General features: G+C 40.4%; 21 protein-coding genes. 20 read left to right on the forward strand and 1 reads right to left on the reverse strand.

The window, feature by feature from the left end; translation table 11 throughout:
• Positions 1–5 precede the first annotated feature (5 nt).
• The 20 genes from plsX to umoD all read left to right on the forward strand — a co-directional run bounded on the left by plsX (position 6) and on the right by umoD (position 20,529).
• The gene (plsX, locus tag P3L44_RS08655; RefSeq protein ID WP_140172530.1) at positions 6–1,046 is read left to right on the forward strand and encodes a phosphate acyltransferase PlsX; all 1,041 of its coding nucleotides are present in this window, start codon (positions 6–8) and stop codon (positions 1,044–1,046) included.
• Between the two features lie 9 nt (positions 1,047–1,055).
• Positions 1,056–2,006 carry a beta-ketoacyl-ACP synthase III gene (locus P3L44_RS08660; protein WP_094960620.1) on the forward strand — a complete coding sequence of 317 codons (951 nt, stop codon included), beginning with the start codon at positions 1,056–1,058 and terminating at the stop codon, positions 2,004–2,006.
• An 18-nt stretch (positions 2,007–2,024) separates the two neighbouring features.
• Entirely contained in the window at positions 2,025–2,957 is a 933-nt protein-coding gene (gene fabD, locus P3L44_RS08665; RefSeq protein WP_140172529.1) for an ACP S-malonyltransferase, read from the forward strand.
• A gap of 7 nt (positions 2,958–2,964) precedes the next feature.
• Entirely contained in the window at positions 2,965–3,699 is a 735-nt protein-coding gene (fabG, locus tag P3L44_RS08670) for a 3-oxoacyl-ACP reductase FabG (RefSeq protein ID WP_004253233.1), read from the forward strand.
• Between the two features lie 155 nt (positions 3,700–3,854).
• Positions 3,855–4,091 (forward strand): acyl carrier protein, encoded by a 237-nt coding sequence (gene acpP / locus P3L44_RS08675; RefSeq protein WP_004253236.1) that lies wholly within the window; start codon positions 3,855–3,857, stop codon positions 4,089–4,091.
• Between the two features lie 78 nt (positions 4,092–4,169).
• On the forward strand, positions 4,170–5,420 hold the full coding sequence (gene fabF, locus P3L44_RS08680) for a beta-ketoacyl-ACP synthase II (RefSeq protein ID WP_071585850.1): 1,251 nt from the start codon (positions 4,170–4,172) through the stop codon (positions 5,418–5,420).
• A gap of 150 nt (positions 5,421–5,570) precedes the next feature.
• A complete protein-coding gene (gene pabC, locus P3L44_RS08685) occupies positions 5,571–6,401 on the forward strand; it encodes an aminodeoxychorismate lyase (RefSeq protein ID WP_272662189.1) in 831 nt (276 codons plus the stop codon).
• Between the two features lie 52 nt (positions 6,402–6,453).
• The gene (gene mltG / locus P3L44_RS08690) at positions 6,454–7,476 is read left to right on the forward strand and encodes an endolytic transglycosylase MltG (RefSeq protein ID WP_140172527.1); all 1,023 of its coding nucleotides are present in this window, start codon (positions 6,454–6,456) and stop codon (positions 7,474–7,476) included.
• Between the two features lie 5 nt (positions 7,477–7,481).
• On the forward strand, positions 7,482–8,111 hold the full coding sequence (gene tmk, locus P3L44_RS08695) for a dTMP kinase (RefSeq protein WP_004253248.1): 630 nt from the start codon (positions 7,482–7,484) through the stop codon (positions 8,109–8,111).
• A gap of 24 nt (positions 8,112–8,135) precedes the next feature.
• Positions 8,136–9,128 (forward strand): DNA polymerase III subunit delta', encoded by a 993-nt coding sequence (holB, locus tag P3L44_RS08700; protein ID WP_110591836.1) that lies wholly within the window; start codon positions 8,136–8,138, stop codon positions 9,126–9,128.
• Between the two features lie 12 nt (positions 9,129–9,140).
• A complete protein-coding gene (locus P3L44_RS08705) occupies positions 9,141–9,932 on the forward strand; it encodes a metal-dependent hydrolase (protein ID WP_004253269.1) in 792 nt (263 codons plus the stop codon).
• Between the two features lie 40 nt (positions 9,933–9,972).
• Complete coding sequence (gene hinT, locus P3L44_RS08710; RefSeq protein WP_036957623.1) at positions 9,973–10,323, forward strand: purine nucleoside phosphoramidase; 351 nt, start codon at positions 9,973–9,975, stop codon at positions 10,321–10,323.
• A 13-nt stretch (positions 10,324–10,336) separates the two neighbouring features.
• Positions 10,337–10,729, forward strand: coding sequence for a YcfL family protein (locus P3L44_RS08715; RefSeq protein ID WP_004253275.1), 393 nt, complete (start codon positions 10,337–10,339; stop codon positions 10,727–10,729).
• Positions 10,730–10,731: 2 nt separating this feature from the next.
• Complete coding sequence (gene lpoB / locus P3L44_RS08720) at positions 10,732–11,310, forward strand: penicillin-binding protein activator LpoB (RefSeq protein WP_004253278.1); 579 nt, start codon at positions 10,732–10,734, stop codon at positions 11,308–11,310.
• Positions 11,303–12,175, forward strand: a complete 873-nt coding sequence (locus tag P3L44_RS08725) for a phosphotransferase (RefSeq protein ID WP_140172525.1) — start codon at positions 11,303–11,305, stop codon at positions 12,173–12,175. Before lpoB ends, P3L44_RS08725 begins: the two co-directional genes overlap by 8 nt.
• 64 nt (positions 12,176–12,239) lie before the next feature.
• Positions 12,240–13,259: a beta-N-acetylhexosaminidase gene (gene nagZ, locus P3L44_RS08730; protein WP_140172524.1), complete on the forward strand. Its 1,020-nt coding sequence runs from the start codon at positions 12,240–12,242 to the stop codon at positions 13,257–13,259.
• 1,372 nt (positions 13,260–14,631) lie between these two features.
• Entirely contained in the window at positions 14,632–15,984 is a 1,353-nt protein-coding gene (locus P3L44_RS08735) for an OprD family outer membrane porin (RefSeq protein WP_004253295.1), read from the forward strand.
• Positions 15,985–16,019: 35 nt separating this feature from the next.
• Entirely contained in the window at positions 16,020–17,639 is a 1,620-nt protein-coding gene (locus tag P3L44_RS08740; RefSeq protein WP_094960435.1) for a bifunctional metallophosphatase/5'-nucleotidase, read from the forward strand.
• Positions 17,640–18,043: 404 nt separating this feature from the next.
• Entirely contained in the window at positions 18,044–19,348 is a 1,305-nt protein-coding gene (locus P3L44_RS08745; RefSeq protein ID WP_272662188.1) for an NAD(P)/FAD-dependent oxidoreductase, read from the forward strand.
• Between the two features lie 584 nt (positions 19,349–19,932).
• Positions 19,933–20,529: a UmoD family flagellar biogenesis regulator gene (umoD, locus tag P3L44_RS08750; RefSeq protein ID WP_004253302.1), complete on the forward strand. Its 597-nt coding sequence runs from the start codon at positions 19,933–19,935 to the stop codon at positions 20,527–20,529.
• A gap of 69 nt (positions 20,530–20,598) precedes the next feature.
• Here the strand turns inward: umoD and mfd are convergent, their stop codons facing one another.
• A complete protein-coding gene (gene mfd, locus P3L44_RS08755) occupies positions 20,599–24,042 on the reverse strand; it encodes a transcription-repair coupling factor (RefSeq protein WP_272662187.1) in 3,444 nt (1,147 codons plus the stop codon).
• Between the last annotated feature and the right edge of the window lie 271 nt (positions 24,043–24,313).

A 24,313-nucleotide genomic window follows, 5' to 3' on the forward strand; every position in this document is an offset into this window, starting at 1 on the left:
TTACCTTGGCTAATCTAACCATCGCGTTAGATGCTATGGGCGGGGATGTTGGTCCCCGCGTCACGGTGCCTGCTGCATTGCAGGCACTGGCATCTAATCCAGCACTCAAATTACTGCTTGTCGGTCAACCCGAAGCCATTCAACCTTTGCTTGCACAACAAAGTGCTGAGCTAATTTCGCGCGTCGAAATTATTCCTGCTGACGGCATTATCGCAAACGATGCAAAACCATCAAACGCGATAAGGCAAAGCAAAGGAACATCGATGCGAGTGGCCTTAGAGTTAGTGAAGACAGGGCGGGCACAAGCGTGCGTGAGTGCGGGGAATACGGGTGCGCTGATGGGCTTAGCGAAATTAATGCTAAAGTCTATAGAGGGGATTGAGCGCCCAGCGCTAATGACAATCCTACCTAATCAGCAAAAAAGTCAAACAGTAGTGCTAGATTTAGGCGCTAATGTTAATTGTAGTAGTGATATGCTAGTCCAATTTGCCGTAATGGGTTCCGTGATGGCTGAAGAAGTGGTTAACATTTCTAAACCGAGAGTTGCGTTACTGAATATTGGCGAAGAAGAGAGTAAAGGGTTGGATAATATCCGCGAAGCCGCCTCAATATTAAAAGAAACGACATCAATTAACTACATTGGTTATGTAGAAGGTAACGAGTTACTGACAGGTAAAACCGATGTGTTAGTGTGTGACGGCTTCGCAGGTAATGTCTCATTGAAGACGATGGAAGGTGTAATACGCGTCATCCTTTCATTGATAAAATCGACCGGCGATCAACATAAAAAAAGCAGTTGGTTTATGCAACTGGCGAAAAAATGGTTAAAAAAACGTTTAATGAAACGTTTTGGGGACATGAACCCCGACCAGTATAACGGTGCGACTCTGTTAGGATTAAAAGGTATTGTCATCAAGAGTCACGGTGCAGCGAATGAAGGCGCTTTTCAAGCGGCTATTGACCGCGCAGTACAAGCTGTTGAAAAACAAGTCCCAGAAAGAATAACAGCGCGACTAAATATTGTTTTACCCAGGAGTGATCAATAACCTATGGCTATGTACAGTAAAATCTTAGGAACAGGCAGCTACTTACCAGCACAAGTACGTACCAATGCTGATCTGGAAAAAATGGTTGATACTTCTGATGAGTGGATTGTGACACGCACTGGCATACATGAAAGAAGAATTGCTAACGAAGAAGAAAGTGTTTCAGTGATGGGTTTTCATGCGGCCAAAAATGCGCTGGACATGGCACAAGTCGATGCAACAGACATTGGTTTAATTATCGTCGCAACCACATCAGCAACTCACGCTTTCCCTAGTGCAGCTTGCCAAATCCAACAAATGCTTGGTATTCAAGATTGTGCGGCATTTGATGTCGCAGCTGCATGTGCAGGTTTTACTTATGCGATTAGTATTGCTGATCAATTCGTTAAAACGGGCATGACTAAAAAAGCATTAGTTATTGGTGCAGATGCATTATCTAAAACATTAGATCCCGAAGACCGTGGCACAATTATTTTATTTGGCGATGCGGCAGGGGCTGTGGTTATTGGCGAATCTGAAGAGCCGGGTATCATTTCGACGCATTTACATGCAGATGGCCGTTATGGTGATTTACTCACATTACCTAATCGTAGCCGTTGCTCTGAAGACCCTGCCTATTTGACCATGACAGGTAATGAAGTCTTTAAAGTTGCAGTGCGTGAATTAGCGCATATTGTTGATGAAACATTAGCACAGAGCGGTATTGCCAAAGAAGAACTTGATTGGCTAGTTCCACATCAAGCAAATTTAAGAATTATTTCTGCGACGGCGAAAAAATTAGATATGACGATGGATAAAGTCGTTGTCACATTAGACCGTCACGGTAATACTTCTGCTGCATCAGTTCCTACAGCGTTGGATGAAGCGGTGCGTGATGGGCGTATTCAGCGTGGTCAACTTGTGCTTTTAGAAGCCTTCGGTGGCGGTTTCACTTGGGGCTCTGCATTGGTTCGTTTTTAATTAACTGAGAAAATAGACATGACACAATTTGCTATGGTATTTCCCGGACAGGGTTCTCAGTCTTTAGGGATGTTAGCAGCATTGGCTGAAGAAAATCAGCTGGTTGAGCAAACATTCGCTGAAGCATCGGAAGCATTGGGTTACGATCTCTGGGCGTTAGTACAAAATGGGCCAGAAGAAGAATTAAACAAAACATGGCAAACACAGCCTGCGTTATTGGCAGCTTCTGTGGCTATTTTCCGTGTTTGGAAAGACAAAAATGGCGCAATGCCAACGATGATGGCGGGTCACAGCCTTGGTGAGTATTCTGCTTTAGTTTGCGCGGGTGTTATCGACTTTAAACAAGCGATTAAACTGGTTGAATTGCGCGGAAAACTCATGCAAGAAGCCGTTCCTGAAGGCACTGGTGCGATGTATGCCATTATTGGTTTAGATAACGAATCAATTGAAAAAGCTTGCCAAGAAGCTTCTCAAGGCCAAGTTGTTTCACCGGTTAATTTTAATTCACCGGGCCAAGTCGTGATTGCGGGTGAAAAAGCCGCAGTTGAACGTGCGGGTATCGCATGTAAAGAAGCGGGGGCTAAACGTGCGTTGCCATTATCTGTTAGCGTTCCGTCTCATTGTGCATTAATGAAGCCAGCTGCTGATAAATTAGCCGAAGCGTTAGAAAAAATTGATTTTTGTGAGCCAGACTATCCAGTTATTAATAATGTTGATGTTAAAATTGAGAAATCGGCACAAAATATTCGTGATGCTTTAGTCCGTCAACTGTATAATCCAGTACGCTGGACGGAAACAGTAGAATTAATGGCAGATCAAGGTGTTGAACATCTTATTGAAGTAGGCCCAGGAAAAGTATTGACTGGTCTTACCAAGCGAATTGTCTCTAATTTAACTGCCGTCGCAGTCAATGATCCTGTATCATTAAGCACTGCTTTAGAAAATAGCTGAGGACGACATGAGCTTTGAAGGAAAAATTGCACTGGTAACAGGCGCGAGTCGTGGAATTGGTAAAGCTATTGCTTTAACATTAATTGCTCGTGGTGCTACCGTTATCGGAACAGCAACCAGCGAAAAAGGCGCAGAAGCCATTACCGCTTATCTTGATGGTAAAGGTAAAGGTTTAGCGTTAAACGTGACTGATGCAGCATCAATCGAAGAAACTTTGACCAAAATCCGTGAAGAATTTGGTGAAATTGATATTTTGATTAATAATGCAGGTATCACTCGTGATAACCTATTGATGCGTATGAAAGAAGATGAATGGCAAGATATTATTGACACCAATCTTTCATCCGTTTACCGTTTGTCTAAATCCGTTTTGCGTGCCATGATGAAAAAACGTTGTGGACGTATTATTTCAATTGCATCCGTTGTCGGTGTGATGGGAAATGCGGGGCAAACTAACTATGCAGCAGCGAAAGCGGGGTTAATTGGTTTTAGTAAATCATTGGCTCGTGAAGTCGCTTCTCGTGGTATCACTGTCAACGTCGTTGCACCTGGTTTTATCGAAACTGATATGACTAAAGCATTGACAGATGAACAGCGTGCAGGCATTTTATCTCAGGTTCCTGCGGATAGACTGGGTGATGCACAAGAAATTGCCAGTGCTGTAGCGTTTTTAGCTTCTGATGAAGCTGCTTACATCACAGGTGAAACATTGCATGTCAATGGTGGCATGTACATGATCTAAAGAAATGATGGAACTATTTGCATTATTAGTGTTATCTAACGCTAAATAATGCAAAATAATAGTTCCAACAGCCGGGATTGGGTTGTATCTTTTCCTGTATTTCATAAACTACGAAAACCATCGCGAAAGCGAGTTTTGATAGGAATTTTAATAGTATGAGCACTATCGAAGAACGCGTTAAGAAAATCATCGTTGAACAACTGGGTGTTAAAGAGGAAGAAGTTGTAAATACAGCTTCATTTGTTGATGACTTGGGCGCTGATTCTCTTGACACAGTTGAGCTGGTTATGGCTCTGGAAGAAGAGTTCGATTGCGAAATCCCTGACGAAGAAGCTGAAAAGATCACAACAGTACAGGCTGCGATTGACTACGTCGAGAACGCATCTAAATAATTGTACGAAAAACTTATCTAGGCGATCACTCGATCGCCTATGTTCCTTTTGTAACTTTTCCCTCCTTGGAGGAAATACGTGTCTAAGCGTCGTGTAGTCGTAACCGGACTGGGCATGTTATCTCCTGTCGGCAACACAGTTGAGTCATCATGGAAAGCTGTTTGTGACGGACAGAGTGGTATCAGCCTAATCGATCATTTTGATACTACTAACCACGCAACTAAATTTGCTGGCTTAGTAAAAGATTTCAATTACGAAGAATTTGGCATCTCCCGTAAAGATGCTAAGAAAATGGACCCATTTATCCAATATGGTATCGCCGCGGGCTTTCAAGCCTTTAAAGATGCTGGATTGGAAGTAACAGAAGCCAATGCTACTCGAATTGGTGCAGCGATTGGTTCTGGTATTGGTGGGTTAGGCTTAATTCAGGACAACTGTGAGTCATTACTGCACGGTGGGCCTCGTAAGGTAAGTCCATTCTTCGTACCATCGACCATCATTAATATGGTGGCTGGTCATTTAAGCATTATGTACGGTTTCCGTGGTCCAAGTATTTCAATTGCAACTGCCTGTACATCAGGTGTGCATAATATTGGTCATGCAGCTCGTATGATTGCTTACGGTGACGCCGATGTAATGGTTGCAGGCGGCGCTGAAAAAGCGACTACACCACTTGGTGTGGCTGGTTTCGGTGCAGCGCGTGCATTATCGACTCGCAACGATGACCCGCAAGCGGCAAGTCGCCCATGGGATAAAGACCGTGATGGTTTTGTTCTGGGAGATGGCGCAGGTATCATTATTCTTGAAGAATATGAACATGCGAAAGCACGCGGTGCAAAAATTTATGCTGAAATTGCAGGTTTTGGGATGAGCAGTGATGCTTACCATATGACATCACCACCTGAAAATGGTGCGGGTGCAGCACTTGCAATGGAAAATGCACTAAATGACGCAGGAATCAAAGCGAGTGACGTGGGGTATATCAATGCTCACGGTACTTCAACTCCTGCAGGCGATTTAGCAGAAGCGCAAGCAGTCGTTAATGTATTTGGTGAGGGCACAGATGTATTAGTCAGCTCAACTAAATCAATGACTGGGCACTTACTTGGTGCTGCAGGTGCTATTGAGTCAATCTTCACTATTTTGGCATTGTGCGATCAAATTGTTCCACCTACCATTAATTTGGATAACCCAGATGAAGCGTGCAAACTGGATTTTGTTCCAGGTGAAGCACGTAAAGTGGATAACATGGAGTATGCTCTGTGTAACTCGTTTGGTTTTGGTGGCACCAACGGTTCATTAATTTTCCGTCGTTATCACGGCGAATAATTAATCTATTACCGTTAGTTATTAGCCCTAGTCACGTATTGTGGCTGGGGCTTTATTTTGCCCAGTTCTTTGCACAGTTCTTCGCTTTAGTTTATGATAATCCCACTTGATTACTGTCTGATTTATCAGCTTTTATTATAAGTATTATCAATGTCATATTGGGTTAATGGGCAGCTTTGCCAGCAAATAAGTGTTACTGATCGCGCAGTCTCTTTTGGGGATGGCTGCTTTACGACCATACATGGCGTTAATCAGCAAGCTAAAATGTTAAATGAGCATATTGTTCGGTTAAAGCACGATAGCCAAAGATTGAAAATTGTTCAGCCAGATTGGGAAAGGTTGGCAGAGCATCTAAAGCAGGTTTGTGCAGAACAGACTCAAGACGAATTTGTGGTCAAAGTGATTATTAGTCGCGGTGCTGGTGGTAGAGGATATAGCTCTAAAGGTTTTACCTCGCCGACGGTGATAGTCAGCGTTTCTCCCTTCCCGAATAATTATGCCCAATTACAGTGCAAAGGGGCTAACCTCGTTCTCAGCCAAATTCCATTGGCTCGTAACCCATTGCTAGCAGGGATGAAACACCTCAACCGCTTAGAACAAGTCCTTATTAAGCAAGAGGTTGATGAACTTAATGCAGATGAAGCTATTGTGCTAGACACCGACGGTATTATTGTTGAATGCTGTAGTGCTAATGTTTTCTGGCGAATTGGTCAAACAGTGTATACCCCAGTTTTATCTCATAGTGGTGTGAATGGATTAATGAGACAAAAGATAATATCACTGTTACAAGATAGCCAGTACCATCTTCAACAGGTGGAACGCTTTGCTAACGTCTTAACTCATTGTGATGAAGTGGTTATTTGTAATGCGCTGATGCCAGTTTTACCGGTACAAAGTATTCAAATGGATAAACAACTTCCACCATTACAATTTGCGTCTCGTGAGCTGTTTGAGTATCTATTTTTGCGTTGCAAAATTTAGTTTTTATAAATGAATTAATTGTTACCAACACACGCATTGAAATGGTCAATAAATGAAATTAGCCAAAAAAATCATTCTAATCGCCGTTACCTTGGCTGCTATTGTCGCAGCCGCGGTCTATTGGCAATATCGTCAAGTACTGGACTATGCCAAAACGCCTATCAATATCACACAAGAAAAAATTTTTACGGTACCTGCGGGAACTGGACGTGTCGCATTTGAAGGGTTACTTATAGAAGATAAAATTCTTGAAAAAGGAAATGAATTTCAATGGTTACTCAAACTACGCCCTGAACTGGCTCAGCTAAAAGCAGGAACTTACCGCCTGCAACCGGGTATGAATGTGGAACAACTACTACAATTAATTGTAAGTGGTAAAGAAGCACAATTTTCGATCCGTTTTATTGAAGGTAACCGTTTAAGTGATTGGGGTAATATTTTACGTGATGCTCCTTACTTAGAGCATAAAACCACCAACTTAACCCCGACAGAACTGCATGCCCTGATTGGGTTTAACGGAGAAGGGACTTTAGAAGGGTGGTTATATCCTGATACCTATTTATATACAGCGGGGACAACAGACGCTGAAATTTTAAAACGTGCTTATAAACGTATGCAAAACAGCCTTGATGAAGAGTGGAAAGGGCGTGATAGGGATTTACCCTATAAGAATGCCTATGAAATGCTTATTATGGCTTCGATTATTGAAAAAGAAACCGGTATTGATAGTGAAAGAGCACAGGTTGCATCCGTATTTGTTAACCGCTTAAAGAAAAATATGCGTCTACAAACCGACCCAACCGTCATCTATGGGTTAGGTGAAAAGTATCGTGGTAAAATTTATCGTAGTGATTTAGATAATTACACACCATACAATACTTATAAGATTGATGGTTTGCCACCAACACCGATTGCAATGCCGAGCCTTGCATCGTTAAAGGCTGCCGCACATCCGGCTAAAACGGATTACATATTCTTTGTCGCAGATGGTAAAGGTGGGCATACTTTTAGTCGTAATTTAAACGACCACAATCGTGCCGTTAAAGTTTACCGCCAATTTGAACAGCAAAACTGATAAAAATGAAAAACCAATTTATTGTTATTGAAGGACTCGAAGGAGCTGGTAAAACAACTGCAATCAATACGGTTGTGGAAACGTTGAACCAAGCAGGGATCACAGATATTGTCTTTACTCGCGAGCCTGGTGGAACGCCATTGGCAGAGAAACTCCGTGAGCTGATAAAGCAAGGTATTGCAGGTGATAAAGTCACGGATAAGGCTGAATTGCTGATGTTATATGCAGCCCGTGTACAACTGGTTGATACAGTGATCCAACCTGCATTAGCGGCTGGCAAATGGGTGGTCGGTGACCGTCATGATTTATCTTCCCAAGCGTATCAGGGGGGTGGACGTGAAATTGATCGTCATTTGATGCAATCATTACGTGACTTAGTGTTGGGCGATTTCAAACCTTCATTAACCTTATACCTTGATTTACCTCCTGAATTAGGTTTACAACGTGCAAGGTCACGGGGTGAATTAGATAGAATTGAAAAAGAATCGTTAGCCTTTTTCGAAAGAACACGCAGCCGTTATCTTGAGCTGGCTGCGGGTGATGAAACGATACTCACTATTGATGCCAGCCAAAACATTGAGCAAGTACAGCAAGATATTCGCCAAACGTTGACACAATGGTTAGCGCGTGCTTGATAAACCACATAAGGTATTAATCCCATGAATTGGTATCCTTGGTTAAATGAACCTTACCGACAAATTATTACTGCGTACCAAAACGGTAGAGGCCACCATGCGTTACTGCTTCACTCAATACCGGGAAATGGGGCACAAGCACTATGCTATGGAATTAGTCGTTGGCTTATTTGCCAAGAAAGAGACGGGCTAAAAAGCTGTGGGCAATGCCACAGCTGTCGTTTGATGCTCGCGGGTAATCATCCTGACTATCATATTATTGAAGTAGAAAAAGGGAAGTCTACTGTTAGTGTTGATGCGGTTAGAAAATTGATTGAAACCTTGAGTCGCCATGCTCAACAAGGCGGCAACAAAGTGGTGTATATTCCACAGGTTGAAGCATTGACAGATGCAGCAGCTAATGCGTTATTGAAAACATTGGAAGAGCCAGCAAAGGATACTTACTTTTTACTTGGAAGTGATAAACAAGAGAATTTGCTTGCGACCATTCGCAGCCGTTGCCTAAGTCATTTCTTACCTGCTCCCGATCCACAAATAGCACTCTACTGGTTGCAAAAGCAAAAGCCGGGTATTGCTGTTGAAAATGCGATAACGGCATTAAAAATATGCCAAGGTGCGCCACTTTCTGCGCTAGCCTTATTGGATGAACAACGCTGGCAAAAACGTAATGCACTATGCCATAGTTTAGGTCATGCATTGCAAACGGGGGATATGTTGAGTTTGCTGCCTAGTTTGAATATTGATGAAGCGCCTGATGCCTTAAATTGGCTACTTAGCTTATTGGCGGATGCTATTAAAATTCAACAAGGGGCTGGGGCTTTTTGCATCAACCAAGATCAGCAATCTCAAGTTCTGCAATTAGCTGGTGCTATGAATCGAACACAGTTAATAAATATGTATGATAAGTGGTTATATTGCCGCCATCAATTACTGACAGTTCCTGCACTGAATCAGGAACTGATTCTGACAAATCAATTATTACAATGGGAAGCTTCGTTGTCTCTCCCTACATTTTAAAAAGAGTTAAATATGTTTGTTGTTGATTCACACTGTCATCTCGACTGTTTAGATTATGAAAAATTACATACGAATGTCGACGATGTTATCGCAAAGGCTTCGGCCCGTGATGTCCGTTTCATGTTAGCTGTTGCAACAACGTTGCACGGTTTTGAAAGCATGAAAAAAATGATTGGCATGCGTGACAATATTGCTTTTTCATGTGGTATTCATCCTCTCAATTTAGACGAAGGATATGATTTCGCACGACTAGCACAATTAGCCGCAGGAAATGAGGTTGTTGCGCTAGGAGAAACTGGGCTGGATTACTATTATCAGCAAGAGAATGCCGCGTTGCAGCAAGAGTCTTTTCGTCAGCACATTCGCATAGGTCGTGAAGTCAATAAACCCGTCATTGTGCATACTCGTGCGGCACGAGAAGACACCTTATCTATTCTACGCGAAGAAAACGTGATGGACTGTGGCGGAGTATTACACTGCTTTACTGAAGATAAAGATACGGCTGTTGAACTACTCGATTTAGGTATGTATATCTCATTTTCAGGGATCGTCACATTTCGTAACGCAGAGCAAATTAGAGAAGCCGCCCGTGTTGTTCCTTTAGACCGAATTTTAGTCGAAACTGACTCGCCATATTTGGCTCCTGTTCCTCATCGTGGCAGGGAAAACCAACCCGCGTACGTCCGGGATGTTATTGAGTATATGGCGGTGCTAAAGGGGGTTAGTGTTGAGCAACTCGCTGAAATTACGACACAAAACTTCAATCGTTTGTTTCATTTAAATGTTGGCACAAATAACGTATAAATTAGTTCACTAGAACGATTAAATGACTAAGGAAATTGAAATGGCAGAAGAAACGATTTTCAGTAAAATTATCCGTCGCGAGATCCCAGCAGACGTGGTTTACCAAGATGAACTTGTCACCGCATTTCGTGACATTTCGCCGCAAGCACCTTCTCATATTCTTATTATTCCTAATAAATTAATTCCAACTGTTAATGATGTTACTGTGGATGACGAACTTGCATTAGGCCGTTTGTTTACTGTTGCAGCGAAAATAGCCAAAGAAGAAGGTATTGCAGAGAATGGCTACCGTTTAATCATGAACTGCAATGAACATTCAGGGCAAGAAGTGTTTCATATCCACATGCATCTAGTGGGTGGTCGCCCATTAGGGCCGCTATTGGCGAAATAATAAGGGATCGGCAATGAACCGTATTGCATTACTTGCTTTGGTAACTGTGTTGCTAAGTGGTTGCATATTTAAGAAAACACAAGGGCTGGTTTTTAATGAGCAACAGCGCATCATTATGGAGCCCGCAGTACTTGCACAAGGGGTCATTGTCGAAAACCCAGTGATAGGTAGTGAAAATCATCAAACTATCGCTACTATTAACATGAGTAATTCACAGCCTAAAGTGGTGAATATTGCTTATCGTTTATACTGGTATGATAAGCAAGGGTTAAACGTAGAAACATCGAATACCTTGTATCAGCAAATCGCAGCAAATTCTGATGTGAAAGTTCGTGCTGTGACTTCTTCTCCACGTGCAACAAATGTACGTGTTCATGTATTTTTATCGTCAAAGGCCGGAGAATAATAATGAAACGCATCTTAATGGTTGCTGCCGCGACATTAATTTTGGCTGGGTGCCCTTCATATCCACCTCAACAACCAGGTACACAACCTCCAATTGTGCCAGTAGAGCCGGAAAAACAACCAGAAGTGACTCCGCCACCCGTTGATGTTGTTCCAACTCCACCAAAGCAACAAACAACAGATTGGTCCGCTTCCATTACACCTTTAGTTAACCAAATGGCCAGTGCGGATGGGGTCGAAAACGGCAAAGTACTGTTAGTTGATTCAGTGAAAAATAACACGAATGGTTCAATACCGGTGCAAACTGTAACATCAGTTATGACAACCGCGGTTGAGAACACCAATCGTTTTAAAGTGGTTCCCGCCAGTGTGGTGAGTTCCGCACGTAAAACACTCGGTTTATCACAAGAAGACAGCTTAGTCACCCGTAGCAAAGCGATAGGGTTAGGCCGCTATGTCCAAGCGGAGTATGTGATTTACAGCGTGATGTCAGGTTCAAATAAAGAAAGAAGCCTTGAAATGCAGTTGATGGATGTGCAAACGGGTGAAATTGTTTGGACTGGAAAGCACAATATTGAGTAACCAGCAGTCACTTTTTCGACTGTTAGTGACACATTTTCCTACAATATCTGTACGCGATTGGAAAATATCCTCACTAACAGGGTTGTCAGGTGGAAGTTATTTACTGGAATGTTTTCTATCTGCTCGCGAAGTGAAGCTGATAGCGCGTGCAGATGGAAATGCACAAACTGCTTTGTATGTTGACCGAAAGAAAGAAGCGCGGATATTGCAGCAATTACGCGCTTATTCATTTACACCTCAAGTGATTGGTCGGAATTCACAATGGTTATTATTAGGGTGGTGTGAAGGGCAACACCCTGATAACAATACTTTTTTGTTACCTAGTTTTCAGTGCGAGCTTGTAAATATAGTCACACAATTACATTGTGCTCCACTGCTGGGGTATCATTTACAACTCCGCAATGAAATATCTCATTACGGCTATTTAATTGATAAAAAACGGTTATCACCTCGCTGGAAAAAACTCCATCGCCATTTTACCTCTGCCTCTTTCCCAAAAATGCTGAAGCTCGCGCCTGCCCATATGGATATTCATGCAAAGAATATTATATGCACATCAACAGGGCAGCTAATGCTATTGGATTGGGAGTATGCGGCAAATACAGATATCGCATTCTCTTTAGAAACCTATTTCCAATTTAATGGTCTGACAGACATTCAGCGAGATTTTTTCTTGAGGCAATATTGTGATGTTCACGGTGCTTATCGAGACAAACAGCAATTGGCGAAAAGCTGTCAATCATGGGCACCTTGGGTAAAATATATGACATTAATGTGGTATGAAGTGCAGTGGAATGAAAGCCAGTCAACTGACTTTTTGGTACACTCACAATTATTACGACAATATTTTGGTTTAATAGGTTGATAGCCAAAGGCTATCAGAAAACAGTATCGGATTAAGACAATTAGTTTAATAAGTGAGGCATGTTATGGGCCCTATAATGCTAGATGTTCAGGGTTATGAATTGGACAACGAAGAGCGCGAAATATTAGCTCACCCATCCGTGGGGGGGTTAATACTGTTTACCCGTAACTTTCATGACGCAGCCCAATTACGAGAGCTTGTCCGCCAAATTCGTGATGCATCAAGACACCGGTTGTTGATAGCTGTTGACCAAGAAGGTGGTCGAGTACAACGTTTCCGTGATGGTTTCACCGCATTGCCTTCTGCTCAGGCATTTGCAGCACTCAATAGTGAAATCGATGGTGCTAAACTCGCTGAAGAGGCGGGTTGGTTAATGGCATCAGAGATGATAGCCATGGATATTGATATTAGTTTTGCACCTGTTTTGGATCTTGGCCATCAAAGTATTGCGATAGGCGAACGCTCATTCCACGAAGACCCTGAAATTGCGATGATCATGGCAGAACGTTTTATTAAAGGTATGCGCAGTGCGGGTATGAAAACGACAGGGAAACACTTTCCTGGTCACGGTGCAGTGAAAGCTGATTCACATAAAGAAACACCACGGGATGACCGCTCCTTGGAGAAAATTCGTGGTAAAGATATGTTGATCTTTAAAGACTTTATTCAGCGAGAACTACTCGATGCAGTGATGCCTGCTCATGTTATTTATACCCAAGCTGATGATCGCCCTGCGAGCGGTTCACCATTTTGGTTAAAATCAGTATTGCGAGAGCAACTTGGTTTTCATGGTGTCATTTTCTCTGATGATTTATCGATGGAAGGCGCTGCGGTGATGGGAAGTTATCCTGAAAGAGCCCAAGCATCGTTGAATGCGGGATGCGACATGATTTTAGTCTGTAATAATCGTGAAGGTGCAGTCAGCGTCTTAGATAACTTACCGAAACAATATGATAGCCAAGCTTCTAAGCTATATCATAGCGGCCGACAATATAGTTTAACAGAGTTGCAAGCAGTTGAGCGTTGGAAAAATAGCCATCGTCAACTCGTTGATTTGCATGAGCGCTGGCAAGAACATCGCTAATAATTTCTAGTACATCTGAAAGGCCAGTAATTTATTACTGGCTTTTTTGCATAAGTACGCAAAAAAGACAAATTGCTTTGCATGAATAAAATAATAAAATTATGACTTGTGGTAAAAGTTACCCGTAACTTTCTTGTTTTTTTACAGTTAATCTCAATGTTCTTTTCGACTATATTTGATAAAAATGAACTAATACTTATTTCACTATTAAAAATAATTAGAAGGTTTTTATTAATCTCATTAGTGTTATGTTTCATTTTTGAAAAAATAAAATAGAAATTTTGATTATTTTATTTGTTGGTAATTATATTTTGAGTTTAATTGAAATAAATAACCATACATTTGCATTAAGTCTGGGTTTTTATATGGTTAGAGTGCTGGGTATAGCTATGTTAATTTTAATAATGAAAGCAATCATCTAAAAAAGTTAAGATGATTTTAAATAAATGAAAAATAGAATGATTTAATCAGTGCTTAATAACTATTTGTGCCTATCATTTGCTCAAGTGTTACTTAATTTAAATTTGCCTACAGAGAATAATACTTTCTCTTATGAGGGGGCTATAGAACGATCATGAGTAAATATACATCAACAAATACTACGCATTCATATGAAAGTTTCTATTGGGTGAAATTTTATACATATAGCCAATATGTATAAAGCTATTACAAATACCTATTTAAGTGGATGAGTTAACAAATAAATGAATTGCCGATAAAATTCTATTCAAAATAATGAGTTACATATTAAATTTACCTTAAAATAAAACGTGATATACATCACTATTAAAAAGTAGCTTATTGCAACTGATGTGGCGTGTTGTGACAGCGATCGTTTTAATTGACATAAAATTACGATAGCATTCGTATTATGAAAGATTTATGACAATTTAGAGTGATAAGTAATCAATTAAAAAAATAGCAATTTAATAGTTGCATTTTAAGTTAAATATTCAAATTTATTTGAGATGATTATTTCTCAGGGATATTTTTTGCTCTAAAAAATTATATAGGAAATAAAGTGCAATTTTTTCTTAATAAATAATACAGTGCCGATAAATACAGTGCCGAAGTGTGAGGTTTAAGCTAGATAAACACCAAATATGAGTAAGTGGCGCTATCGAATCAATAATGTATTTTTGAATTCCTATAAGGAATATTTCTATTCATAGTAATAAGTAAACACAAATACAGGAAAATACTGTATTGAATTTTATATTTAAAATGACTTATGTGTTTGAAATGGATGTATCTGTTTGTCTTTAAGTTAAATTGTTTTATTAAGCTAAAAATAAAAATGGTGTTTTGTTGTTCATGGAAACATGGTACAGCATAAAATTAATTCAAATAATCATTAACTAGGTTAATTCCAATGAAAGTTAAAAATATTGCGTTATTAATGCTTTCTCCTTGCTATTTAGCGGTAGCAATGGCAAATGCCAGCAACTGGGAAGATTCTATCAAGGAAAACTCATTCATTGCGGATTCGGAGCTAGAGCTGTCAACCCGTAACATGTGGAAATACTTAAAAACAGAAAACCGTTTTGATAAAAACGAAAACCGTTATCGAAAACAAGTTGCGAATGCTTGGGGACAAAACTTTCAAGCAGATTTCAAATCAGGTTATTTTGCTGATGTAATTGGCTTTGATGCCTCTTATTACGGCGGTATCAAACTGGGGGCAAGTAAAGACTTCGCCTCCCGTGCAATTTTATATAATGATGATGGCCATGCGAAAGGGTACAACAAAATTGGTCAACGTTATGCAAAAGTAAAACTGGACCTTGAGCCAGTAAAATTTAATGCGAAAGCAGGTTGGTTTACGCTGAAAAATACGGGTATTTTCACGAATTCACAGCGTTTATCATTGAACAGTTATAGCGGTTACTACACTAATACTGCGATCAGTGATTGGAGTTTGGATTTATTATATCTCGATAAGAAAGTCATGCGTCGCGATAGCCCAAATATTGATGCCATGTATTTCACTGATGCTAATGGTGTTCGACACAATGTTAATCATGTCATTACAGGTGGTATTAACTACAATACTAAACCATTGAAAGTATACTATTTCTATGGTCAAGCAGATGATTTATTCCGTCAGCAAGGTTTAGAAGCAAAATATAAACTGACTTCAGATGTGACACTAGGTACACAAATCTATAACCATGAATACGGTAGTGATGGTAAACGTACTGAAACCGATAAACAAAAAGGGAAGCGTAATTTTGACAAACGTGCATGGCACTACGCAGGAACGGCAGAATGGCGTATTCCTGAATCACCTTGGACGTTAAGCACAGGTTTAACTCATACCCAAGCGAAAAAAGCGAATGGCGTAGGCCAGTTTGCGCGTAACCCAATTGGTAACACTCGTGGCCGTTTTAACTCACCAGCCTATGCAGATATCGACTACGTACGCGATGGTGAAACCATGGTTGCAATGGCGGCAGAGTATCGTATTAGTAAAGAACTCTCTGTTGGTGCGCGTACTAACTATTCAGAATTTAAATATGAAGGTGAAAGATTAAAACAAGGTCAATTCGGTCTATTCAGCTATTGGAAACCAACTGAAAACCTTTCTGTTTCGTTAAGTGGCGGTCTGGGTTGGCACCACCGTCAGGAGAACGACTACACGACGCCAAAATTATATGATGGCCACTCACGTCGTGCACACTCGTTATCTGGATCAATGACAACGACTTATCGTTTCAAAATGTAGTCGATAGTTGAAAAGGATTAAAAAAGGTAAAATAAATGAAACATAAAATTGGATTACTCACACTGCTCATTTCTGGTGCACTTTTAGCGGGTTGTGCTCCCAAAAATACAGATACCGTAAAAGTACAAGTCATTGGTATTAATGATTTCCATGGGGCTTTACAAGCCCCAGGTGATGGTAAATTAGGTGGTATTGAGTCAATTGCCACGCTGGTTAATCAATTAAGAGCGCAAAATGATAAAACTATCGTTGTTGGCGCGGGTGATTTAGTCGGGGCAAGCCCATTACTGTCATCGATGTTTTATGATGAACCTACCATTGAAGCCTTAAGTGCGATTGGTATGGAAACCAGTGCAGTTGGTAACCATGAGTTTGATAAAGGTAAAGAAGAGCTGCTGAGAAAACAAAACGGCGGCTGTCACCCAACAGCAGGTTGTGTGGGTAAAGATTCCTTTGATGGTGCTAATTTTAACTACTTAGCGGCCAACGTTATTGTGAAAGAAACAGGAGAAACTCTGTTCCCATCTTACTTTATTAAAGAGTTTGATGGCATTCCAATGGCATTTATTGGTTTAACGTTAGAAGGTACGCCAGCTATCGTGACACCAAGTGGAACCGCAGGGTTAGAATTCAAAAATGAAGTCGAAACTATTAATAACCAAGTGAAATTATTAAAAGCACAAGGTATTAACAGTATCGGTGTTCTGATCCATGAAGGCGCAACACAACAAGTTGATACCAAAGTTAAAGATATTAACCGTTGTGATAATATCAAAGGCCCAATCGTTGATATCGTTAAACAATTAGATGCGAATGTAGACTTTGTTGTCAGCGGTCATACACACCAAGCTTACAATTGTGAAATCAATGGGATGACAGTAATTTCAGCCCAGTCTAACGGGACTTTATTATCTCAATTGAATATTGAGATTGATAGAAATACGAAAGATATTGTTAGTATCAATGCAAAGAATATCCCTGTTGAAACGAGCCGTTATGAGAAAAACCCTGAGTTAACCACGTTCGTACAAAAATACGAAAAAATCGCCTTGCCTATTTCGCAACAAGTGATGGGCTCTTTAACAGCAAATGTGGATAAAAAATTATTGCCTGCAGGAGATTCAACTCTAGGTAAGATTATTGCTGATGGGCAATTATATGCAGCTTCCAGCAAAGAAGCGGGTGGTGCGCAAATTGCGTTTATGAACAGTGGCGGTATTCGTGCTGATATGAAAGCAGGGGAATTAACTTACGGTGATATTTTCACTGTCCAGCCATTCTCTAACGTGGTTGTTACGCAATCGCTAACAGGTGCACAAATTAAACAAGCGCTTGAGCAGCAGTGGGATCGTGCTCGTCCGCAAGTTATGCCAGTTTCTAAAGGTTTTTACTACGAGTGGGATGACAGCCGCCCAGTGGGTGATAAAGTTATTCAAAAATCAATGAAATTAAACGGTAAGCCGTTAGACATGAATAAAAGCTATCGTGTTGCTGCGAATGAATTCTTAGCAACGGGTGGTAGCCGTTTCTCTGCCTTCAACCAAGGTAAAGACCGTGTTTATAGCCTGCCAGATAACGAAGCGTTAATGCAGTACTTTAAAGATAACTCACCAGTTTCCGTTCCAACGGATGTGCGTATCAAGAAAATTAAATAATAAAATTTAATATTCCATTAAAAACTCTGAGGGTGTTTATCATCCTCAGAGTTTTTTTGTGCTTAATTTCCGGCATGGGGTAACGATGAGAAGGGGGAATTGATTGTGTTTACTAAATAAAAAATGATAATTATCATTACCATTATCATTTTGTGAATTTAAACAATTGATTGATATAACGGCTAAAAAGCTGACTCGATTCGTTTGGGGAAAAAAATGATTTGACGAATGTGATCGTAGTCATAATAATCAACTAAATTGATGTGAATCAATATTTGGTATTACCAATAGACCAGTCATGATATTCTAATAGGGTTAGTGTGAGTTGTGGCTAATTATTGTTATATAAGGTTTTTTTATGAGAAACCTTAAATAACATTAATATATTTTGTTTCGAGGGATTTATGACCTTATCTCAACCCAAAATCATCGTTGTCGGCGGTGGGGCTGGTGGATTAGAACTGGCAACACGTTTAGGCCGTAAGCTAGGCCGTAAAAAACGCGCAAAAATTACCTTGGTTGACCGTAACCCAAGCCATTTATGGAAACCACTATTACATGAAGTGGCGACAGGTTCGTTAGATGATGGGGTCGATGCGATAAGCTATTTGGCCCATGCTCGCCATAATGCATTTAATTTCCAATTAGGTTCGCTCACGAATATTGACCGTGAAAATAAAAAAGTGGTTCTCGGTGAACTTTATGACAAACATGGTGAATTATTGGTCCCTTTGCGTGAACTAGAATACGATATTTTAGTGATGGCATTAGGCAGTACGTCGAATGATTTTGGTACACCAGGTGTTAAAGAACACTGCATTTTCTTAGATAACCCACACCAAGCGCACCGTTTTCACGACGAAATGCTAAATCTGTTTTTACGTTACTCAGTTCGTGATAACGCAGAAGAGAGCGTTAATATTGCCATTGTTGGTGGCGGTGCAACGGGCGTTGAGTTATCAGCGGAGCTCTATAATGCAGTAGAGCAACTGACCAGTTATGGTTTTAAAGGGCTAGACACAGATGCATTGAATGTCACACTAGTTGAAGCGGGTGAACGTATCCTGCCGGCTTTACCGCCGAGAATTTCAAGTGCCGCACATCAAGAACTTAATAAACTCGGCGTGAATGTATTGACGAAAACTATGGTAACCAGTGCTGATGCAGATGGTTTGAATACGAAAGACGATGGTAAAATTCATGCGGATCTCATGGTTTGGGCTGCAGGGATTAAAGCACCTGATTTCATGAAAGATATCGCTGGGTTAGAAACAAATCGTATCAACCAATTGGTGGTAAAACCGACGTTACAAACGTCTCGTGACGATATGATTTTTGCCATTGGCGATTGCGCTTCTTGCGCTAAGCCAGAAGGGGGATTTGTGCCACCAAGGGCTCAATCAGCTCACCAAATGGCCAGCCTTTGTTATGACAATATTGTCGCTTTAATGAAAGATAAACCTTTAAAAGAATATGTTTATAAAGACCATGGCTCATTAGTTTCACTGTCTCGCTTTAGTACAGTTGGCAGCTTGATGGGGAATTTAATGCGTGGGGATATGATGGTAGAAGGGCGTATCGCTCGTTTTGTGTATATTTCTTTATACCGTATGCACCAAATCGCATTACACGGTTACATTAAAACGGGGCTAATGATGCTTGTTGGCAGTATTAACAGAATTATTCGTCCAAAGTTAAAATTGCACTAGTCAACGACTAGCTACTTGTTTAATTTGGTTTTATTAGCACTATGCACCTGTATATTCGTATAACAGGTGCATTATTTTTTATTATTTATCATTATAAATAATAATGTTAATAAATATATTAACTAAATCTGTCAAGGCTTATCTATGTTAAATATTGCGTAGAAAAACTATTTAGATCAAATTTAATAGGTTAATTATCGATTATATTGTCACTATTACTTATATAAATATATATTTTAATGAAACTTAAACCTAGAAATTAATATAAAATAAATGATCCGAATATTAACTTATCTTAAGTTTTAAATAATTAAGATGTAAATCCATTTATATAACGATAACAGCCAACCATAACAGGCTCTTCTATTATCCTATTGATTTAAAACAGTAATATTTTTGATTGTAATCAATAGGTGAAGTTGCACTAATGGTAAATTTTATTTTTCTAAAACAGTTATAATAAACATATTTTTTCATGATAATTTAAGATAATTCTAAAAAACAACACTATTAGTAGGTAATTATCGAATTATTTTGAGTAGTGGTTACAATAGGCACGGCATATTTTAATAAGGGTTAACACGATGAAGCTAAAATTTAAGTTGTTATTAGCAACTGTAGTGATGCTCCTTATTGTATTGCTCGTGAATTCATTCAGCCAAGAGCCGGAAACTAAATTGGCTACGGTATTATCGGTTGAGCCGATCAAAGCGAATCGCCTTGTTGAGTACGAAAATTGTACAGTAACAGGGGTTTTAGGCACCTTTAATCAGCAATCCCTTTCTCGTTTTCACCCTGCGCAAAGCGAATGCAAAATGATTTTTATGATTGAAGCATTACAAGGGAAAAGCTTTCCATCTCTATTTGATATGCAAAATCAAACCTGTGTTAACACACAAAAAATGGAATTAGTGATTGTTGGATATGACGTTGTGTACCAAATTGGTAAAACAGTTGGAAAAGTCAGAACATCCTATGAACCATCAATGTTTATTCCTTTAGATGATAAAGGGCGTTTGGTGCTCACTTCATCCAATTCAGTATGTGAAACCATGCGCAGTGATATAAAAGAATTATTACCCTTTTATTGTTTACAACAAAATGAATTACCAATCACAAAAAACTCATCAGCAGTCTTAGAACTGCAACCGAATAAAAATACATTTGGCTTTATGGAATAATTTTTTCTATAAATATTATAGAGATAAAAGGATACAAGAGTAGCCTTTTATCATTTTAGAGCATCAAACTTAGCTAATTTGATGCTCTTCAAACCCAATGAGTAATTGTTTAATAAACTCTAGTCGAGAAACTCTTTCTGTTAAATCATGGAAAAATTTTAGTCTAACAGGGCCATCTAACCGATAAGTTTGTGGCTGGTTTTGTAATAAGCTTATTAAGAAACTTGGGTCGACTTTATTTTTATCACCAAACTCAATAAAGCCACCTTTTTCATGAGCTTCAATACGTTTAATACCAAGAGCTTGAGCTTGTAATCGAATAGCTGCGTTCGCTAATAGGAATTTACCTGCGTCAGGTAAACTACCAAAGCGGTCGATCAGTTCTGTACGCAATTCGTCGAGCTCCTGACTGTTTTTTGCACTGGCTATTCGTTTATAGAAAGACAAGCGAATATTCACGTCGTGAATATAGTCGTCTGGCAACAGAACAGGCATACGCAACTCAACTTCTGTTTGTTGGCTAGTCAAATCTTCTAATGAAGGCTCACGCCCCTCTTTAAGCGCATCAACAGCACTTTCTAATAGCTCCATGTACAGGGTAAAACCAATCGTGGTCATTTGCCCACTTTGGTCTTCACCAAGTAATTCACCCGCACCACGAATTTCTAAATCGTGAGTTGCTAAAGCAAAACCAGCTCCTAAGTCTTCCAATGATGAAATGGCTTCAAGGCGTTTATGTGCATCGGTGGTCATAGCTTTGGGATGCGGGGTGAGTAAGTAAGCGTATGCTTGATGGTGAGAGCGACCAACTCGTCCACGTAGTTGATGGAGTTGAGCTAATCCGAAATGATCCGCGCGTTCAATGATAATGGTATTCGCTGTTGGTATATCAATACCAGTTTCAATAATTGTGGTGCATATCAATACATTAAAACGTTGATGATGGAAATCTGTCATTACGCGTTCTAACTCGCGCTCGCGCATTTGGCCATGCCCAACAACAAAACGTGCTTCAGGGACTAACTCTTCAAGGCGGGTCTTTGCCTTTTCAATATTTTCAACATCATTGTAAAGGTAATAAACTTGGCCGCCACGTAAGGTTTCCCGCAAAATTGCCTCACGGACAACTAAGTCATCATATTGGCGCACAAAGGTTTTTACAGCCAAACGGCGTGCTGGTGGTGTGGCGATAATAGATAAGTCACGCATACCACTCATGGCCATGTTAAGAGTACGAGGAATAGGTGTGGCGGTCAGCGTTAAGATATCAACGTCTGCACGCATAGCCTTTATTCGTTCTTTATGGCGGACACCAAAGCGGTGCTCTTCATCGACGACGAGCAAACCTAAATCTTTCCATACTAAGTCACTTTGTAGCAACTTATGGGTACCAATTAGAATATCAACTTTGCCTTCCGCGGTCTGGGTAATAATTTGTTGTTGCTCTTTCGCTGTTTTAAAGCGTGATAACATTTCTATGCGGACAGGCCAGTTAGCAAACCTATCTTTAAAATTATCATAGTGTTGTTGTGCAAGTAGTGTCGTGGGGACTAAAACGGCAACTTGTTTGTTATTATTAATCGCAAGGAATGCGGCTCGCATTGCCACTTCGGTTTTACCAAAGCCCACATCACCACACACGAGTCGGTCCATTGCTAATGGTTGGCACATATCACTGAGAACAGCATTGATGGCGACTTCTTGGTCAGGCGTCGTTTCGAATGGAAAGCCTTGACAAAATTCTTGGTATTGTTGTTTATCATGCTTGAATGCAAAGCCAGCCTTAGCGGCTCGTTGTGCATAAATATCAAGAAGTTCAGCAGCAACATCGCGTACTTTTTCTGCGGCTTTCTGGCGTGCACGACCCCAGCTATCACTACCTAATTTATGCAATGGGGCGTTTTCATCAGCGCCACCTGCATAACGGCTAATTAAATGGAGTGAAGAAACAGGAACATACAGTTTATCATCACCGGCATAGGTTAAAATTAAATATTCCGCTTTAATACCGCCCGCTTCTAAGGTAATTAAACCTTGGTAACGGCCTACACCATGCTCAATATGTACCACAGGTTGCCCAGGGCGTAATTCAGCTAAGTTGCGAATGAGGGTGTCAGTATTAATGGTGCGGCGGTTATCTGCCCGGCGACGAACAACACGCTCCCCAAGCAGGTCACTTTCGCAAATTAATGCCCTATGGATATCGGATTGAATAAAGCCGTGTTCAGCGGCACCAATGGTGATGGCAAATCTGCTGTCAGTAGGGCTAGTATAGCTTTGAATAATTTCAGGGCGAATTTTTAAACGGGCTAATAGCTCGGTAACGGTTTCACGTCGGCCTTCACTTTCCACAGAAAAGACGATGGTTCCATCAAATTGTTCAGTAAACTGACGCAATTTTTCAAGCGGCGTTTTGCTTTGCCCTTGTGTGCTGATATCCGGTAATGGCAGGTAATCTAAATTAGTATTTGCCGCTTTTTTGGGTAAAGATTCGAGGGATAACTGAATACGCGGCCATTTTTTTAACGATTGATTAAGTTGTTCAACAGTTAACCATAGCTCAGAAGGTGGGAGTAATGGACGCATTGGGTCAACACCACGGCTTTCATACCGCTGCTGAGTATCAACCTGAAAGCGTTCAGCCGCTTCTTGTAAGCTCTGAGAAACAATTAAACTTGATGGCGGTAAATATTCAAATAAAGATGGCAGTGGCTGAGCAAAGAATAAAGGCTGCCAATACTCGATACCCGTCGGTAAGGTATTTTTACTGACTTGCTGGTAAATATGCTCTGGATCACGGCGAACTTCAAAGCGCTCGCGCCATTGGCTGCGGAAACGTTCAATAGCGTCTTTATCGGTCGGGAATTCATGAGCTGGGAGTAAATTGATTTGCTCTACTTCTTCGAGTGTTCTTTGTGAGTCAACGTCAAACGTTCGCAAGCTATCAATTTCATCATCGAAGAAATCAATACGAAACGGCAACGAGCTACCCATGGGAAATAAATCGAGTAAAGCGCCCCGTGTGGCATATTCACCATGCTCTAAGACTTGCTCTACATGGCGGTAGCCAGCGTTATCGAGCTCATTACGTAAGTTATCACGGGAAAGTTTGTCACCTTTTGCCATCACTAAGGCATGACTGGTTAAAAAGTCAGCAGGACAGGCTTTTTGCATCAATGTATTGACGGGAAGAATTAATGCGCCTTTTTGCAAACCGGGCAAACGGTACAGTGTCGATAAACGATGAGAAATAATTTCCTGATGGGGGGAGAAATTGTCATATGGCAATGTTTCCCAGTCAGAAAGAGTCTCTATAGGGTGTTGTGTAAACTGTTGAATTTCATCTCTTAAACGTAATGCATTTTGCATATCACGTGTCACGATGATCACAGGCCCTTGGTGACGTTGTATTATTTCTCCACATTCAAGTGCACCAGCCGCCCCGATAAGGCAACCTAAATGGCGAACATCGCCACTACGACTAGGGAGTTCATAACGAAATTTTGACAACATAGAAATCTTCGGTATCTCACAGCGATTAGTAAGCAGTTAAACAAGAGTTAGCCCAAACATAGCCAATTTTTGTACGAAAAATAGTTAAGTTAATTAATGGATAGTTAAACTACAAAATTCGTAACAAAACAATCAGTTTTAACTCGTAATTCGTCTGAAAGTCAGACAAAAAGGCATTCAAAACAGAAAAAAAACCATCGAGTGGTTCCATTCATCAATCGTACCCTTTATTATCGCTGAACACTTCGCTTTGGCAACAGGGGCATCATAG

This window comes from Providencia sp. PROV175 (assembly GCF_032707045.1).
GTDB classification, from domain to species: domain Bacteria; phylum Pseudomonadota; class Gammaproteobacteria; order Enterobacterales; family Enterobacteriaceae; genus Providencia; species Providencia hangzhouensis.